The following is a 17,429-nucleotide window of genomic DNA, read 5'->3' on the forward strand; positions in this document are numbered from 1 at the left end:
CAGACTTAAACCCTAAATTATTCAAGTTGCAGGAAAGCCAACGCCCCTGCAATTTGAATTTTTCGGGTTTAATCATTAAGGAGGAATACATGACAACTCCAACTGTAATCAAGCTCCAGGATGGGAATGTAATGCCGCAATTGGGCCTCGGTGTCTGGCAAGCCAGCAACGAACAGGTCCAGATTGCAATCGAAAAAGCGCTGGAAGTCGGCTATCGATCTATCGATACCGCTGCCGCGTATAAGAATGAAGACGGCGTAGGCAGTGCGCTAAAAAGCGCGGGCATCCCGCGTGAAGAACTGTTTATCACCACTAAACTGTGGAACGACGATCAGCAACGTCCACGTCAGGCGCTTGAAGACAGCCTCGAAAAACTCCAACTGGATTATGTTGATCTCTATCTAATGCATTGGCCCGTGCCGAGCAAAGATCATTATGTTGAAGCCTGGAAAGGGATCATTGAGCTGCAAAAACAGGGCCTGGTCAAAAGCATCGGTGTGTGTAATTTCCAGCTCAACCATCTTCAGCGTTTGATTGATGAAACGGGTGTCTCACCGGTTATCAACCAGATAGAACTCCATCCATTACTGCAACAACGCCAGCTTCATTCCTGGAATGCCACACACAAGATTCAGACCGAATCGTGGAGCCCGTTGGCTCAGGGCGGTGAAGGCGTGTTTGATAAGAAAATCATCCGCGATCTGGCCGACAAATACGGCAAAACACCGGCACAAATTGTGATTCGCTGGCACCTGGACAGCGGCCTAGTGGTTATCCCGAAATCGGTGACGCCATCGCGTATTGCTGAGAACTTTAACGTGTTTGATTTCCGTCTTGATAAAGACGAGTTAAGCGAGATTGCGAAGTTGGATAGCAATAAGCGTCTGGGACCAGACCCGGATGTTTTTGGTGCGTAATAGCTAAAGTAGCCCTCACCCCGACCCTCTCCCTCAGGGAGAGGGAGAAAACCAGGCAATCCCCTCTCCTGTGGGAGAGGGTTAGGGTGAGTGCATTACTACCTTACAACGCCCATTAAACCGGGCGTTTTTTCGTCGCAGGTTTCCCGGCCTTTTTCTGTGCGGCATTCGCTACTACTGCCGGTTTTGCCGTACTTTTCGCGCCCGCAGGAGCCGGTTTACGCTGATGCGCAATCGGCGTGTGTTTCGTCAAAGCCGGACGAGCCCCACGATTATAGCGACGCGCTTCACGCATCTCTTCAAGCGTTGGCGAAGGCACCAGACATTCACGACGGCCACCGATCAGGTGTTTTTTACCCATCTCTTCCAGTGCTTCACGAATCATCGGCCAGTTAGCCGGATCGTGATAACGCAACAGCGCTTTATGCAGACGACGCTGGCGGTCACCTTTCGGCACCACGACATCTTCACTCTTATAGCTAATCTTACCGAGCGGGTTTTTACCGGTGTAATACATGGTGGTGGAGTTCGCCAGCGGCGATGGATAGAAGTTCTGCACCTGATCCAAACGGAAGCGGTTTTTCTTCAGCCACAGCGCCAAATTCACCATGTCTTCATCACGCGTACCTGGGTGTGCGGAGATGAAATAAGGAATCAGATACTGCTCTTTGCCAGCCTGTTTAGAGTAGGTATCAAACAGCTCTTTAAAGCGCTGATAGCTGCCCATTCCCGGCTTCATCATCTTAGAAAGTGGCCCTTCTTCGGTATGTTCCGGGGCAATCTTCAGATAACCACCTACGTGGTGCGTCGCCAGCTCTTTGATATAACGTGGATCTTCCACGGCGATGTCGTAACGAACACCGGAAGCGATGAGGATCTTCTTAACGCCTTTGATCTCACGGGCGCGGCGATACAAGTTAATCGTCGGCTCATGGTTAGTGTCCATGTGCGGGCAAATGTCCGGGTAAACGCAAGACAGACGGCGACAAGTTTGTTCTGCACGTGGCGATTTACAGCGCAGCATATACATGTTGGCTGTTGGGCCACCCAGATCCGAAACCACGCCGGTAAAGCCTGGAACGGTGTCGCGCATCGCTTCAATTTCGCTGATGATCGAGTCTTCTGAACGACTCTGAATAATGCGCCCTTCGTGTTCGGTGATAGAACAGAACGAGCAACCACCAAAGCAGCCGCGCATGATGTTCACCGAGAAGCGGATCATCTCATATGCAGGGATACGCGCCTTACCATATGCGGGATGTGGAACGCGCTTATAAGGCAGCGCAAACACGCTATCCATCTCTTCAGTGGAAAGCGGAATCGCTGGCGGGTTGATCCAGATGTAACGATCGCCGTGTTTTTGCATTAATGCACGCGCGCAACCCGGGTTGGTTTCGTGGTGCAGAATACGTGATGCGTGCGCGTAGAGAACTTTGTCGTTTTTAACTTTTTCATACGACGGCAGCAACACGTAGGTTTTTTCCCACGGCTTCATTGGCGCAGGCTTCACCACGATGGCTTTCGCTTCATCCACAGGCTTACTTGGCTTGCCGGTTTCTGCACACGGTAAATCTTCACCGTATGGGTGTGGAATCGGGTCGATACGGCCAGGCATATCCAGACGCGTAGAATCCACACCAGACCAGCCTGGCATCGCTTCTTTACGCATCATCGCGGTGTTACGCACATCGCAAATTTCGTCGATTTTCTCACCCATCGCCAGGCGATGAGCCACTTCCACCAGCGGGCGTTCGCCGTTGCCGAAAATCAGCATGTCGGCTTTGGCATCCACCAGAATGGAGCGACGAACGGTATCAGACCAGTAATCGTAGTGCGCAGTACGACGCAAGCTCGCTTCAATACCACCCAGGATCACCGGCACATCACGCCAGGCTTCTTTACAACGTTGGGTATAGGCAAGCGAGGCACGATCCGGGCGTTTACCCGCTACGTTATCAGGCGTGTAGGCATCGTCATGACGCAGTTTACGGTCCGCGGTATAACGGTTGATCATTGAATCCATATTGCCCGCAGTCACACCGAAGAACAGGTTCGGTTTACCCAGACGCATGAAGTCTTCTTTGCTGTTCCAGTCAGGCTGAGCGATGATCCCCACGCGGAAACCTTGCGCTTCCAGCATACGGCCACAAATCGCCATACCAAAACTTGGATGGTCAACGTAAGCATCTCCCGTAACCAGAATGATGTCACAGCTGTCCCAGCCTAATTCGTCCATTTCCTTGCGTGACATGGGTAAAAACGGTGCCGGGCCAAAACAGGCTGCCCAGTATTGTGGCCACGAAAAGAGTTCGCGATCGGGCTGGATCAGGCTAATAGAGCTCATAATGCTTCCGAAAAAATGAATATACCCATCGACCTTCAGGATGCAGCCAGGCGGCTTCCCGAAGTCACATGGGTATAAAAAATGATTTAAAAATAACCAAAGCCGGCGATTATACGCTGGTATTGGGTCAAAAATGAAGTGTTATTGCAATGTTAAAACCCAGGCCCTCACCCCGGCCCTCTCCCTCAGGGAGAGGGTTAGGGTGGTTTATGGCGCGGGTTGAACCAACAATTGCCCAATAGAGCCACGGTCCGCCATTTCCAGTGTTTGGCTGGAATAGAGGAACGGGAAATGTTCCCAGGAAGGCTGGCCAAAGTACACGAGTAGCTCGACTTGCCCATCAACCCAAACGGTATCTTTCCAGCCACGGTCCTCACCAAACGGTGCCGCGCCATTAACGTTTTTAATCAGGAAGCTCACACCTTCGATATGGAAAGATTGCGGCATATCCGCTCGCACTGTCCAACGCTCCCAGGTGCCTTGCTGAGTCTGAATATCAATACGCTTCATATCCCAGAGTTGGCCGTTAATCCCGGGGTCATCGCCAAGCGCAATATCACGGCTGCGCGACGGATTGCCGCTGATAATTTCCTCCGGCAGCAAGCGCATTGGCAGGGTATCTGTCACCAAAGGCAGCAGCCCGGTGGCCCGCAGCGTGAGTACCAGCGTAGAGACAAGAATGCTCGAAGGTTCAAAGAAGCCACGGATCCTGTCCATGATACCCGCAGCCTCACCGCAGGTTATCGACACTTCTTTGCCGTCGGTCATATCCACCAGAATCTCGCGACGCTCACCTGGCGCCAGGGATAATTGCTTCACGGAAACAGGTGCAGGAAGGAAACCCTGGTCGCTTGAAATCACGTGCATCGCCCGACCATCGCTCATTTGCAGCAAATAGCGGCGCGAGTTAGAGGCGTTGAGCAAACGCAAACGCACCCAGCCGCGTGAAACCTCGACATACGGCCCCTGCACACCATTCACCAGCAGCGTGTCACCGACAAAGCCACCGCTACCCGGTTCTTCATATTCAGGCGCACCGAAGTTATCCAGGCGCTTATCCTGAATGATGACCGGGAAGTCATCGACACCATAATGATTTGGGATCGGCAACGACTTACTGACTTCATCTTCGATAAGCCACATACCCGCCAGGCCGTTGTAGACCTGTTTCGCGGTACGGTTTGGGGTATTGGCGTGGTACCACAACGTAGCGGCCTGCTGGCGTATCGGCAGAACGGGCGCCCAGTCAACATTAGGAGACATCATGCGCGCCGCGCCGCCCATGAGCGGGCCGGGCACCTGCAATCCGGCAATTGTCATAGCGATGTTTTCTTGCAGACGATTACTGTAAATCATCTTCACATCATCGCCGCTCCACACGCGAATGGTCGGCCCAAGATAACGCCCGTTGAAGCCCCAGACTGGTGCCTTAGCGCCGCCAGTAAATGACCAGTGCGCCCGTTGTAACGTCAGGAACAAAGGCTGGCCACGGCGAGATTCCAGTAACGGAGGAACGGGTAAAGGTTGCTGCATTCCTGCGGCATTTGCCCTCAGTGGCACCGAGCCTGCACAAAGTGCGACTCCGGATGCCTGTAGAAACTGACGCCGACTGAGTGACATATAAACTCCATGTGAAACTGACTAACGTGGGGCTGCACAAAACGTACCGCCAAAATAAAAGCGATTAATTCGCTTGCTTGCTTTCAACTCGACCGGAGGCTTCGCGCTCCGCGACTTCTTTATTTAGTTCGTCGATTTTTGCCATCATAATTTCACGGCAATCAGTGGCAAGTTTACGCACCTGGTCTTTGCCGTAATGGCTGATATCAATCGGCGGCAACATTTCTACAATGACTAAACCGTTATTCAAACGGTTGAGTTTAATTTTATTACTGGTATTCGAAACGCACACCGGAATAATTGGGACGCCCGCAGCAATTGCGGCATGGAATGCACCCGTTTTAAATGGCAACAGGCCACGGCCACGGCTACGAGTCCCTTCCGGGAACATCCAGACCGACACATTACGTTTCTTAATTTGCGTCACAACCTGGGAAATGGTGCTAAGCGCTTTGGAACGGTTATCACGATCGATAAGCATATTCCCGGTTAACCAATAAATTTGGCCAAAGAACGGGATCCACAGCAGGCTTTTTTTCCCGACGGTGACCGTTGGCGGCTGCACAATATTCGCAGCAGTCACCATGTCGTAGTTATTCTGGTGATTACAAATATAAATCGCCGTTGGATGATTTTCGGCACCCTCAGGTAAACGGGTTTCAACTTTCAAACCGAAGACGGGTGCAAGACGCCCAAAGAGATGACCAAACGTCGCAACATGGCGTGGGTTGCGTGGGCTGAACAGGCAATAAATGCAGCCAAAAATGCACACCAACAGGCAATAAATTACAACGATTATAAAACGTACGATGGATAGCATAACAACCTCAAAAACCAAAACCGCTGATAATTATATATAAAACACGCCAGTCTGGCGGCATTACTGCCGCCAGATTTCAATTACTCTTCGCTGTCACCTGCACTGGCACGAAGCGGTGAATCCACTTCAACGCGATCAATACGTTGCAAACCACGCATCAGCGTACCGCGACGGCCACGCTCACCGGTGATTTTCTGCAACTCTTCCGGGCGGAGTTTAATTTTGCGTTTACCCACGTGCAGAGTCACGGTGCTTTGCGGCGGCAAGACAAACAAATGCGCCAGTTTGTCTTCGCCTTTTGCCGCTTCCGCTGAAGGAATCGAGATGATTTTATTCCCTTTCCCTTTGGAAAGTTGCGGCAAATCAGCCACCGGGAACATCAACATTCGCCCTGCCGCGGTAATGGCCAACAGCATATCGTCAGCGCTTGAGATTTCCATCGGCGGCATCACTTTCGCGTTTTCCGGCAATGAAATAAGCGTTTTACCCGCACGGTTACGGGCAACTAAATCATTGAAGGTACAAACGAAACCATATCCTGCATCAGAAGCCATCAGCAGTTTTTGGTCATCTGGTGCCATTAAGACGTGTTCAACAACAGCCCCCGGCGGCGGCGTAAGTTTGCCCGTTAGCGGCTCGCCCTGCCCACGCGCCGATGGCAACGTAATAGGGTCAAGCGCGTAACTGCGCCCGGTGGAGTCGATAAACGCCACTGGCTGGTTGCTCTTACCTTTGGCAGAACCCAGATAATTGTCGCCCGCTTTGTAGTTAAGCCCTTGTGCGTCAATGTCATGGCCTTTGGCGCTACGCACCCAACCCATTTGTGAGAGCACAATGGTGACCGGTTCAGACGGGGTCATATCATGTTCGCTCATGGCTTTCGCTTCGCCACGCTCACGCAATGGTGAACGGCGATCGTCGCTATAAGCATCTGAATCAGCCTGCAATTCTTTCTTCAGCAACGTATTCATTTTGCGTTCGGACGCCAGAATACCCTGCAATTGGTCACGCTCTTTTTCCAGTTCGCTCTGCTCGCCGCGAATTTTCATCTCTTCGAGTTTTGCGAGGTGGCGTAATTTCAGCTCGAGGATGGACTCGGCTTGCGTTTCGCTTAATTCGAAGCGCGACATCAGCACCGGCTTCGGCTCATCCTCGGTACGAATAATATGAATCACTTCGTCAATGTTGAGGAACGCCACCAGCAAACCTTCGAGGATATGCAGGCGTTTGAGCACTTTCTCCAGACGATAACTCAGGCGACGGCGCACCGTTTCACGACGATAAACCAGCCATTCAGTCAGAATTTCCAGCAGGTTTTTCACCGATGGACGATTATCCAGACCGATCATATTGAGGTTAATACGATAGCTTTTTTCAAGATCGGTGGTGGCAAACAGGTGGTTCATCACCTGCTCTACGTCGATACGGTTAGAACGTGGAACAATCACCAGACGGGTCGGGTTTTCGTGGTTCGACTCATCACGCAAATCTTCAACCATTGGCAGCTTTTTAGCTCGCATTTGGCTGGCGATTTGCTCAAGCACGCGAGCCCCGGAAACCTGATGAGGCAATGCGGTAATAACCACATCGCCATCTTCTTTTTTCCATACTGCGCGCATGCGCACAGAGCCACGACCATTCTGGTAGATTTTACGAATCTCAGCACGCGGGGTGATGATTTCGGCTTCGGTTGGGTAATCCGGTCCCTGAACGATATCCAGCACTTCATCGAGCGTGGTTTTCGGGTGGTCAATCAGGGTCATTGCCGCTTGCGCTACTTCGCGCAAGTTGTGCGGAGGAATGTCTGTTGCCATCCCGACCGCGATACCGGTGGTGCCATTGAGCAGAATATTCGGCAGACGCGCAGGCAGCATTTTCGGCTCCTGCATCGTGCCGTCAAAGTTCGGCACGTAATCGACCGTCCCCTGCCCTAACTCACCCAGCAAGACTTCTGCGTATTTTGACAGTCGCGATTCGGTATAACGCATCGCGGCAAAGGATTTCGGGTCATCCGGTGCACCCCAGTTCCCCTGCCCGTCAACCAACGGATAACGGTAAGAGAACGGCTGTGCCATCAGCACCATCGCTTCATAACAGGCGCTGTCGCCGTGTGGATGGTATTTACCCAGCACATCACCGACGGTACGGGCTGATTTTTTGAATTTAGCGCTGGCGCTTAATCCCAACTCTGACATCGCATAGACGATACGACGCTGTACGGGCTTTAACCCATCACCAATGAACGGCAGCGCGCGGTCCATAATGACGTACATGGAATAGTTGAGATACGCATTTTCTGTGAATTCGTGCAGCGCAAGGCGTTCTGCACCATCATGAGTTAAATCACTCATTAATTATTCATCCTCAAACTGACGAGCCGGGTCTAGTCATAGACGGCGTAATTGCCGCCGATAGTACCTTATCTGGCCTTCGTAGTCACAGAGGAGTGAGTATCTTTAGGAAGTGAGGAGATATGAAATGAGCCGCAAATTGCGGCTCATTGAGGGGGTTATTTTACGAGGGTAATTTGCTTCACATCGATTTCAACGGAGTTCCAGTCTTTGTCGACTTCACCTTGAATTTCAACGGTGTCTTTCGGTGTGATGGTCTGCCCATTCCAGCGTTTATGATCGATATCGACATTAATCGTGCCGGCTGCATCACGGAAAATGTAGTGATCTCCGCCGATACGCGATTCAATCTTACCGCGCAAGGTCACCCACGTGTCGTCAGAAAGTGATTTCGCTTGTGCCGTGGTTGTGTTGCTACCACTTGGTCCAACAAAACCACCAGCAGTCTGAGTTGGGGTGGTTTGTGCGGCTGGAGCATTAGGATCCGAGAATCCACCTTGTTGTGCAGCCAGTGCTGGGGCTGCGGTAATTGCAAGAATAGTCAGAATAGCGGCTATTTTTTTCATCGTTAATTTTCCCTATATGAATGAACGTTTTCTGAGTGCTATTTAACTCGAGAGATCTTAACGCGATCTTAATTTTTCACCGTAACAACGTATATTTTATAAAAATGCCATTCAGCATCAACCCCGGCATTTTTCCTCTGTACAAGGCGGTTGCAAACGTTATTTACTTGCCGGTAATGGTCAATGGAAAGGCAACAATATGCGCATATTACTGATTGAGGACGATAAGCTCATCGGTGACGGATTAAAAGCCGGGTTAACCAAAATGGGATTTATCGTCGACTGGTTTACCGATGGCCTTCAGGGCCAGGCGGCGCTGAGCCTGGCACCTTATGATGCTGTGATACTGGATTTAAGCCTGCCGGGAATCGACGGGCTGGATATTCTAAAAACCTGGCGTCGTAACGGCCAAACCGAACCCGTGTTGATTCTCACCGCGCGTGACGCGCTGGAACAACGTGTCGAGGGGTTGCAACTCGGTGCAGATGATTATTTGTGTAAACCCTTTGCGTTAATAGAAGTTGCCACCCGGCTTCAGGTTTTAATTCGCCGTAATCATGGGCAGGTTCAATCGACATTGAATCACGCGGGGGTAGAGCTTGATCCCATTAAATTAACCGTGACTCGCGAGGGTGAAGCGTTGCACTTAAAACCCAAAGAGTTTGCGCTACTGGAATTATTTATGCGTAACGCCGGGCGTGTATTACCGCGCTCGCTTATCGAAGAAAAACTCTATAACTGGGATAACGATATCTCCAGAAATGCGCTGGAAGTCCATATCCACCATTTGCGCCGTAAACTCGGCAGCGGGTTTATTCGCACAGTGCACGGAATTGGTTATACGTTGGGCGAAGAATGATAAAAGCACTGACTCAAAGTTTACGCGCCAGATTAATTGCCGGATATGTTTTGCTGACGCTGTTGGCATGGGTTGGCGCAAGCGTCGCAGCCTGGCATCAAACCAGCAAAAACCTCAACAAACTGTTTGATACTCAGCAGGTGCTGTTTGCCAAGCGTCTGAGTGCATTAAAGCTGGATAATATGCAGGGGGAAACGGAACTTCCGCGTACTAAAAGCCTGATTTCCCATCATCGCGGCAAACAAGACGACGATACGCTGGCTTTCGCCATTTACACCGCCGATGGAAGACTGTTACTCAATGATGGCGACAATGGCCGCAACCTCACTTATCGCTACCAACGCGATGGTTTTACCGACGGTAAACTTGCGGGCGACGACGATATGTGGCGCATGGTGTGGGTCACCACGCCGGATGGTAAGTACCGCATCGTCGTCGGCCAGGAATGGGAGTACCGGGAAGATCTGGCACTGGATATTGTGTTGTCGCAGCTCACACCATGGCTTATCGCGCTACCGCTTATTTTGCTACTTCTGGTGTGGTTGGTGAGTCGCGCCCTCGCCCCGCTTCACAAGCTGGCGCACCAATTACGCAGCCGCAAACCTGACGACGGCAGCGAACTGCCAACACAAACGCTGCCGCAGGAAATTCGCCCATTGGTCGTCGCGCTCAATCAGCTATTTTCTCGCACCGGGGAATTAATGCAGCGCGAGCGACGTTTTACCTCTGACGCTGCACACGAACTACGCAGCCCGCTTGCCGCGTTAAAAGTGCAGGCCGAAGTGGCACAACTTGCGCAAAACGACGAGCCGGTACGCGATCATGCTCTCAATAATCTCAGTGCGGGTATCGATCGTGCCACGCGTCTGGTCGATCAGTTACTGACGTTATCACGCCTGGATTCTTTAGCTGGTCTGGATGATGTGCAGGAAGTCGAACTTCAATCATTACTGCAAAATGCCGTGATGGATGCGTACCACGAGGCGCTGCGCGAAGGCATCGATATTCGTCTTGAGGTAAAAAATGCGGATGTGAAACGCCAGGGGCAACCGTTACTACTGAGTTTAATGGTGAGAAATGTGCTGGATAACGCCGTGCGTTATAGTCCGCGTGGCAGCGTGGTAGATGTCGTTTTGCAAAGCCGGGAAATAACGATTACCGACAACGGCCCAGGGGTCGGCCCGGAGTTTTTAACGTCGCTGGGTGAGCGATTCTTCCGCCCGCCAGGACAGGAAAAAACCGGCAGCGGATTGGGGCTGTCCATCGTACGACGCATTGCCGCTTTGCATGGGATGCAGGCGCTATTTTTGAACAGCGACCAGGGCGGTTTCCAGGTCAGGATTCGTTGGTGAATGCTCACTTATTCATTCGATTATTGCAGCTGGAGCAAAAGTCTTTGCCCGTTTATGGCATTTAACCGTGATGGCATTCACATTAAACTTCGCGCCAGACGCAATAATTCGAGAGTTAACTATGAGCAACATCCTGATTATCAATGGTGCGAAAAAATTCGCCCACTCTAACGGCCAACTTAATGACACCCTGACCGACGTCGCGGAAAGCTTTTTGCGCGACCTCGGGCATGATGTTCTGGTCACCCGAACCGACAGCGAGTACGACGTAAAAGAAGAAGTCGAAAAGTACCTGTGGGCCGATACCGTGATTTACCAAATGCCAGGTTGGTGGATGGGCGCACCGTGGACCATGAAGAAATACATCGATGATGTGTTCACTGAAGGTCATGGTTCGTTGTATGCAAGCGATGGCCGTACCCGCTCAGACGCTGAGAAAAAGTATGGCTCCGGCGGTTTGATTCAGGGCAAAACCTATATGCTTTCCCTGACCTGGAACGCCCCACTGCAAGCCTTTGAAGATAAAGAACAGTTCTTCCATGGCGTGGGTGTTGATGGCGTTTATCTGCCATTCCATAAAGCGAACCAGTTCCTTGGAATGGAAGGTCTGCCGACCTTTATCGCTAACGATGTGATGAAAGTGCCTGACGTTCCACGTTTTATCGCAGAATACCGCGAGCATCTCGGCCAGATTTTTGCTTAACTGTTAAGTAATTATCGAAAGGAGTAAGTCATGCTAACAGTGATAGCTGAAATTCGTACCCGTCCAGGTGCGCATCATCGCCAGGCGGTTTTAGATGCCTTCGCAAAAATTATTCCTACCGTGCTGGAGGAAGAAGGCTGCTTCGGTTACGCGCCATTAGTCGACCATAACGCACAAGTGGCGTTCCAGACGACAGCACCCGCTTCCGTATTTATGCTGGAAAAATGGGAGAGTGTTGCTCATCTCGAAGCTCACCTTCAAACCCAGCATATGAAAGATCACAGTGCTGCTGTAAAAGACGATGTGCTGGATGTGCATATCCATATTCTGGAAGACGCAATCAAGTAATCGGTTTGCGGAAAAACAAAAGGGAGCGGTGTAAACATCCGCTCCCTTTTTTTATGGATAAAATTCATAGTCATTAAACGCTGCTAAACTACTCTTTACTCAGAGTTTTCACCGGGAGTAAGAGATGGCAACGAATATGGTTTCCGATAAGGTTTTAAAACTTTCCAGTTTTAATCTTAATTTGCTAACCACATTCTGTTTGATCTATTCCACTCGTAGCATCACCGAAGTCTCTGAGATTCTGGATGTTACCCCGCCTTCTATTAGCCATTCCCTGCGCAAACTCCGCCTGCACTTTGAAGACCCTTTATTTATCCGTCATGGAAATACGATATCGCCAACGGTATTTGCTGATGATCTTTATCTACAGTTAAAGCAAACGCTGGAAATAATGAGTGATTCAATAGACACGAGTCATAAAAATCGCCATCGGGAAACGCTGGTAATCTATTCCCCATTTTCAGTGGCAGTACATGATTTGTCTGTCACATTATTAAAAATAAAATCTGAAAACATTAATTATAAAATAAAGTATATCGAAACCAATCTGGATATTCCTGATGCGGTCGAATTACTTAACTTACGCAAAGCAGATATTGTTTTTTCCGCCACGCCCATCACCAATGCAAGTCTGAGCTGTATTTTGCATCATCAATTAACCCCAACGCTAGTGTGTCGCCAGGATAACCCACTACTGCAAAGTGAAGTCAGTATTGAGCAGTTAAAGTGCCTTGATATGGTCAGCCATTTAACTGCCGATGAGATGATCCACCAGAAAAAGCAGACCCTACATGCCACAATGAGAAAAACGCCCCCAGCGTTTGAAACGAATTCATTACTGATGCTGCTCACTGTTTTGTCAGAAACGGACAGCGTTGGGTTCATTTCACATGAGGCTTTTAACCGCTACGAACACGCTTTCGGGCTGCGAAAACTCACGCCATTATTCCCGGTACAACAACTGAGTGTGTATCTGATCTACCGAAAAGAAATGGAACAAAAAACCAGTTTCAGACAATTTCTGGCGACCATTCTCGACAATTAACCGCCCTCTGCAATAAAACTAAATCCGCACTTAGGCCTGAGTAATAGGCAGGTCATTATTTACCCGTACAATATTTAAACGCACAAGGCAGTTAAACGTTATAAATTATATTTACACCACGTCACATAGTGATCTTATATTTCCTGAAGAGTTAGCTGCCTCTGCGATGAATAAACATATTCACGTTATAGAGGCTTCAAAATGAAAATCATTAAGATATCTCCCCAACATAATCAATACAATCGTCGCAAAATAATTCTTAAAACCTCAGCGGGAATAGTTGCAGGTGTATTGAGTTTTGGCTGCGTGGATGCAAATGCAGAGAGACTGGTCAACACCGCGGGAAGCGTGGGTATTTGCACCCGTGGTACTTACTCAGATGAAACGATAAAAATGAATGTGGCAAATACTGCCGGAATAAAAATCGGCGATGGGGGAACCATCACCCTGAGCCGGGGCAGTATTAAAAATAATGCCGTGTCCGGCGCAGGCTCTAAAGACCAGTTCGGTGTACACGTCTCTGGCGGTAGCCGCGTTGAGTTGTATGAAGTGGAAGTTGCTCTCGATCCAAAAACAGGAGCCGGGGTTGCTATAACAGCCAGTGATATGACGGGGATGTTCGTAGAGTCAGGTGGATCACTGTCACTGAAAAATACCGAGCTAACCGTTGGCGGCAATGCTAAGGGAAATAATAACCGTGGAATTGTGGTATCAGGCGATCACTCCCAGGTCTCTCTGGATAATTCCAGCGTGCAGACAAACTCCTGGGGAGCGGTGGGTATTTCCGCGACACAAGGCGGCAAAATAGACCTTTCGAAAAATACAAAAATCGAGACGGTGGGAGCCAGAAGCGCCACTACTGGCGGAAGCCACGGTGTTTATGTTAGTGGAGAGAGCAGCGCCCTTAATTCAGATAACGCCACAATTCGCACCACTGGCGCTTCAGCTTACGGAATCAAAGCAGAAAACGGTGGCAAGATAATTTTAAAAGAGACAGCCGTCGAGACGACCGGCAGTTACGGGCATGGCTTATTGTTAGATGGCACAACAACTGACGGCGACATTTCCGGCGGTTCGATTCTGACGTCGGGTAAAGGGGCCGTCGGGGTCTGGGCCCGCAATGGCGCGAGCGTATCGCTGCAAGATGGAACAACCATAAGCACCTCAGGTGCTGGATTATCATCAGCCTCACCGCTGGATAATGAAAAAACATTGAGTTTAAGTCACGGATTACTGGCCAGTGATAGCGCAACGTCTATTCGCGGGAAGAATCTGCATTTGACCACTTCTGCGCTAAGTGCCAGCGCTGCGAGAGCGGAGAATAGCGCACAGATTGATCTACAAGACAGCCAAATAGACAGTACCGGAGGGGCCGCCAGCACGGCTTCTACCGCCGCCCTTCACGCGCTTTCAGGTGCCGCCATTACGGGCAACAATCTTACGATTAACGTATCGGGAAATTATCAGGGGGCTGTCCGGGCAGAAGGGGCTGGCAGCTTACTTTCATTTGATAACAGCAAATTTGATGTCAGCGGAGCAGGCAGCGCGGGTGCCCTATCAACGGCGGCCAGAGCAATAGACGGAGCATCCCTTGCCTTAAAACGCTCAACAATACTGGCAACGGGCATGCAAAGCCACGGCGTGTCAGTTGAAGGCCTGGGCTCTAACGCTCAACTGGACAACGTCGCGATTGAAACCCGTGGAGCACGCAGCTCTGGGGTCAATATTATTAACGGCGCAACCGCCAATATCCTCTCCAGCCAAATCAAGACCATGGCTCCCGATAACGCCGTTGGCCCATGGGGGCCGGGCATCTTGCTTCAGGGGACGGGATCTTCGCTCACACTCACAGACAGCGACGTCACCACTACGCAAAAATCCAGCCTCGGTATCAGCGCGACCAACGGAAGTCATCTGCTGGTCAGCACCTCGGATATCACGACATCCGGCAACTACAGCACAGGAATTGCCACCGCCAATTCAACGGCTTCGATAGCGAATAGCCATATCAAAACCTCTGGTGATGATAATGCGATGGGCATCGTTGCCGACGTGGGTGCCATCGTTAATGTTATAGGAGGAAGCGTCACCACAACGGGAAATGGATCGCCGGTTCAGAGCAACCTCACCTTCCCACATGCGCTGGCTTCACGTAATGAAGGCTCACTGCTCACAGTGGAAGGAACCACTCTGCTGACACAAGGAAATCAAGCTTACGGTGCCGCCGCCGATGACGGAGGAAATATCATCCTGAAAAATTTGTCGGTCAAAACCGAGGGCGTGAGTTCAACCGGTTTATATGCAGGAATTGGCGCGGCAAAACCGGGCAGTGTCAGTCTGAGCGCGACCAATGTTTCGGTTGAGACGATTGGAGATAATGCGACTGGCGCGTTCGTTGGGCGCAAATATAAAACCGAAACGGCTGAGATGGCGCTGGATAGGGTCACGCTTACGACTCATGGTGATAATTCCCGAGGGCTTTGGGCAGAAGCGGGGGCTGAGCTTAGGGTCGAAGACTCGGTGATAAAGACCGATGGCGCACAATCTCACGGCATACTCGCCAGTAACGGAGCGCTGGTTCAAGCCAATAATGTGGTTGCCTCAACGCACGGCGATAACGCGGCAGCATTGGCCGTACAGGGCACGGCTGCGTTTACGGGGCAGGCAAATTTAAATAACAGTATTCTTTCAAGCGAGCATGGTCACGGTATTGAAACCACCGGCTTCGCCGATGTTGAACTGCAAAATAGCCGGGTTAGCGGAGAAAAGCAGTGGTTGCAGGTGCAAAATGGCCCCGCTGCTTCACAAGGTAATGCCAGCGTAAATGTGTCGGCGAGCATCGTTTCCGGCGCAGCGCTAACGGAAGCCAATGCCTACTCTGACGTTTCGTTAAGCAAAACCAGTCTGTGGTTTTTGACCGGCAATTCTGTTCTTAGCCAATTAACGAATAATCAAAGCCTTATCAATTTCAGTGCGCCGGAAAGTCATCAGTACAAAACGCTGAAAGTGAATAATTACCACGGCGATAACGCAACGATTGCGTTAAATACTCACTTACATGCCGACAATTCCCCAACCGACCAGCTCGTTATCGACGGTGGGCATGCCGATGGTTCCACCAGCCTGAAAATCACCAATACCGATGGCCAGGGCGCACTAACCCAAGGCAATGGCATTAAAGTGGTGGATGCGATAAGCGGGGCTACAACAGAAACTGAAGCCTTCAATTTGCTTAACAAGGTAAAAGCGGGGCCATACGTATATTCACTTTACCGATCAAGTCTCGATAACAGCAATGAAGAAGCATGGTATCTGCGTTCTCACAAAGTGGTTGCGCCGGAAATTGATGATAACGAGCTAACACCGCCACCCGATCCAGATCCACAGCCGGGCGTTCCTCCTGTCGATGAGCCTCCTGCGATTAATGAAGCTGATAATGCTCCACCCGCAACGCCAGCGCCTTCTCAACGACCTGTCGCTGTGCCTGATTATCGGGCAGAAACGTCGCTGTATCAGGACATCCCTCAACTGGCATTACTGTATAGCCGGATGCTGGTTGATAGCCTGCATGAGCGTACCGGGGAACAATTTGCCAGCCCGGAAAAAATCACAGCGGCAACACAATCGCCGCATATGAGCTGGGGTCGGGTGATTGTTAAAAACGGGAAATCTGATTTTGATGGGCCGCAATCGCGTTTTTCACTGAATGCCATTCAGCTCGGCATTGATTTGTACCGCGAGAGTCAGGATGACGGGAGCTCTAATTTTGCCGGCGTGCTAGGGAACATCGGTAAAATTGACAGCAAAGTCACCCATACCGATGGTGAAAATGCAGGCCGCAATACCGTGAAATCGTGGGGCCTGGGCGGTTACTGGACGCACTTTACGCCAGCGGGAAGTTATCTTGATGCCGTCGCCCAGTACAACCGGTTGTATGTGGAATCCAGCCCCACCGATCTCAGCCCAATGAAAACCAAAGGCTATGGTTTAAGTGCTTCACTGGAGGCGGGTTATCCGTGGCAGCCGGATACTGACGTTCAGCGCTTTATCGAACCTCAGGCGCAGTTGATCTACTCAACGGTGAAACTGGACAACACTCATGACGAGGCATCTGCAGTTAAATTCAGCAATGCAGATTCCCTGACTGGCCGCCTCAGCCTGCGTATCCATCAGACCTGGAATCATGATGACGAGAAAAAAGTGAAAGAGGAACGCACCAGAACGACCGCCTGGTTACGCCCGGGGATCTTGCATGAGTTCAGAGGAGACAGCAAAACAGCCTTCTCTTCTCAGCAAGGCGACATACCGTTTGTCACCAACAGCGCTGGAACATGGGGGCAATTAAATGCGGGCGTTGACCATCAGATCAATAAGTCAGTTTCGATTGCCGGTTCGTTAAGCGTTGAAAAGTCGTTTGTAGGTGACAGCATCAATTACGGCGGGATTGTCGGTTTGAAAATTAAGTTCTGATTTGTTGTTTGCACTCCGTCTAATGCCGCTAACG

General features: G+C 50.6%; 12 protein-coding genes. 7 read left to right on the top strand and 5 right to left on the bottom strand.

Going from position 1 to position 17,429, the window contains the following annotated elements:
- Positions 1-89: 89 nt before the first annotated feature.
- Positions 90-917 (top strand): 2,5-didehydrogluconate reductase DkgA, encoded by an 828-nt coding sequence (dkgA, locus tag OH773_RS18195; protein ID WP_270140695.1) that lies wholly within the window; start codon positions 90-92, stop codon positions 915-917.
- Between the two features lie 115 nt (positions 918-1,032).
- On the opposite strand, the gene OH773_RS18200 is transcribed toward dkgA, so the two are convergent.
- The 5 genes from OH773_RS18200 to OH773_RS18220 form a co-directional block, all read right to left on the bottom strand.
- On the bottom strand, positions 1,033-3,261 hold the full coding sequence (locus OH773_RS18200) for a YgiQ family radical SAM protein (RefSeq protein WP_270140698.1): 2,229 nt from the start codon (positions 3,259-3,261) through the stop codon (positions 1,033-1,035).
- Positions 3,262-3,468: 207 nt separating this feature from the next.
- Positions 3,469-4,881 (bottom strand): cell division protein FtsP, encoded by a 1,413-nt coding sequence (gene ftsP / locus OH773_RS18205; protein ID WP_270140700.1) that lies wholly within the window; start codon positions 4,879-4,881, stop codon positions 3,469-3,471.
- 64 nt (positions 4,882-4,945) lie between these two features.
- Positions 4,946-5,701 (bottom strand): 1-acylglycerol-3-phosphate O-acyltransferase, encoded by a 756-nt coding sequence (locus OH773_RS18210; protein ID WP_270140702.1) that lies wholly within the window; start codon positions 5,699-5,701, stop codon positions 4,946-4,948.
- An 80-nt stretch (positions 5,702-5,781) separates the two neighbouring features.
- Positions 5,782-8,052 carry a DNA topoisomerase IV subunit A gene (gene parC / locus OH773_RS18215; RefSeq protein WP_270140704.1) on the bottom strand — a complete coding sequence of 757 codons (2,271 nt, stop codon included), beginning with the start codon at positions 8,050-8,052 and terminating at the stop codon, positions 5,782-5,784.
- A 158-nt stretch (positions 8,053-8,210) separates the two neighbouring features.
- Entirely contained in the window at positions 8,211-8,618 is a 408-nt protein-coding gene (locus tag OH773_RS18220; RefSeq protein WP_270140706.1) for a YgiW/YdeI family stress tolerance OB fold protein, read from the bottom strand.
- Between the two features lie 199 nt (positions 8,619-8,817).
- Between OH773_RS18220 and qseB the strand changes: the two genes are divergently transcribed.
- From qseB to OH773_RS18250, 6 genes are all read left to right on the top strand, one after another.
- Positions 8,818-9,477: a quorum sensing response regulator transcription factor QseB gene (gene qseB / locus OH773_RS18225; protein WP_270140708.1), complete on the top strand. Its 660-nt coding sequence runs from the start codon at positions 8,818-8,820 to the stop codon at positions 9,475-9,477.
- On the top strand, positions 9,474-10,829 hold the full coding sequence (qseC, locus tag OH773_RS18230) for a quorum sensing histidine kinase QseC (protein WP_270140711.1): 1,356 nt from the start codon (positions 9,474-9,476) through the stop codon (positions 10,827-10,829). The genes qseB and qseC overlap by 4 nt, the downstream gene beginning before the upstream one ends.
- A 121-nt stretch (positions 10,830-10,950) precedes the next feature.
- Complete coding sequence (locus OH773_RS18235; protein ID WP_064540084.1) at positions 10,951-11,532, top strand: NAD(P)H-dependent oxidoreductase; 582 nt, start codon at positions 10,951-10,953, stop codon at positions 11,530-11,532.
- Between the two features lie 30 nt (positions 11,533-11,562).
- Positions 11,563-11,880, top strand: coding sequence for a putative quinol monooxygenase (locus OH773_RS18240; protein WP_270140714.1), 318 nt, complete (start codon positions 11,563-11,565; stop codon positions 11,878-11,880).
- 124 nt (positions 11,881-12,004) lie between these two features.
- Positions 12,005-12,925 (top strand): LysR family transcriptional regulator, encoded by a 921-nt coding sequence (locus tag OH773_RS18245; protein ID WP_270140716.1) that lies wholly within the window; start codon positions 12,005-12,007, stop codon positions 12,923-12,925.
- 201 nt (positions 12,926-13,126) lie between these two features.
- Positions 13,127-17,395, top strand: coding sequence for an autotransporter outer membrane beta-barrel domain-containing protein (locus tag OH773_RS18250; RefSeq protein WP_270140717.1), 4,269 nt, complete (start codon positions 13,127-13,129; stop codon positions 17,393-17,395).
- Positions 17,396-17,429 lie beyond the last annotated feature (34 nt).

This window comes from Buttiauxella sp. WJP83 (genome assembly GCF_027594725.1).
Taxonomy (GTDB): Bacteria; Pseudomonadota; Gammaproteobacteria; order Enterobacterales; family Enterobacteriaceae; genus Buttiauxella; species Buttiauxella selenatireducens.

Coding starts and splice junctions, on each gene's coding strand:
- dkgA (WP_270140695.1), top strand. CDS start 90: ATGACAACTCCAACTGTAATCAAGCTCCAGGATGGGAATGTAATGCCG.
- OH773_RS18200 (WP_270140698.1), bottom strand. CDS start 3,261: ATGAGCTCTATTAGCCTGATCCAGCCCGATCGCGAACTCTTTTCGTGG.
- ftsP (WP_270140700.1), bottom strand. CDS start 4,881: ATGTCACTCAGTCGGCGTCAGTTTCTACAGGCATCCGGAGTCGCACTT.
- OH773_RS18210 (WP_270140702.1), bottom strand. CDS start 5,701: ATGCTATCCATCGTACGTTTTATAATCGTTGTAATTTATTGCCTGTTG.
- parC (WP_270140704.1), bottom strand. CDS start 8,052: ATGAGTGATTTAACTCATGATGGTGCAGAACGCCTTGCGCTGCACGAA.
- OH773_RS18220 (WP_270140706.1), bottom strand. CDS start 8,618: ATGAAAAAAATAGCCGCTATTCTGACTATTCTTGCAATTACCGCAGCC.
- qseB (WP_270140708.1), top strand. CDS start 8,818: ATGCGCATATTACTGATTGAGGACGATAAGCTCATCGGTGACGGATTA.
- qseC (WP_270140711.1), top strand. CDS start 9,474: ATGATAAAAGCACTGACTCAAAGTTTACGCGCCAGATTAATTGCCGGA.
- OH773_RS18235 (WP_064540084.1), top strand. CDS start 10,951: ATGAGCAACATCCTGATTATCAATGGTGCGAAAAAATTCGCCCACTCT.
- OH773_RS18240 (WP_270140714.1), top strand. CDS start 11,563: ATGCTAACAGTGATAGCTGAAATTCGTACCCGTCCAGGTGCGCATCAT.
- OH773_RS18245 (WP_270140716.1), top strand. CDS start 12,005: ATGGCAACGAATATGGTTTCCGATAAGGTTTTAAAACTTTCCAGTTTT.
- OH773_RS18250 (WP_270140717.1), top strand. CDS start 13,127: ATGAAAATCATTAAGATATCTCCCCAACATAATCAATACAATCGTCGC.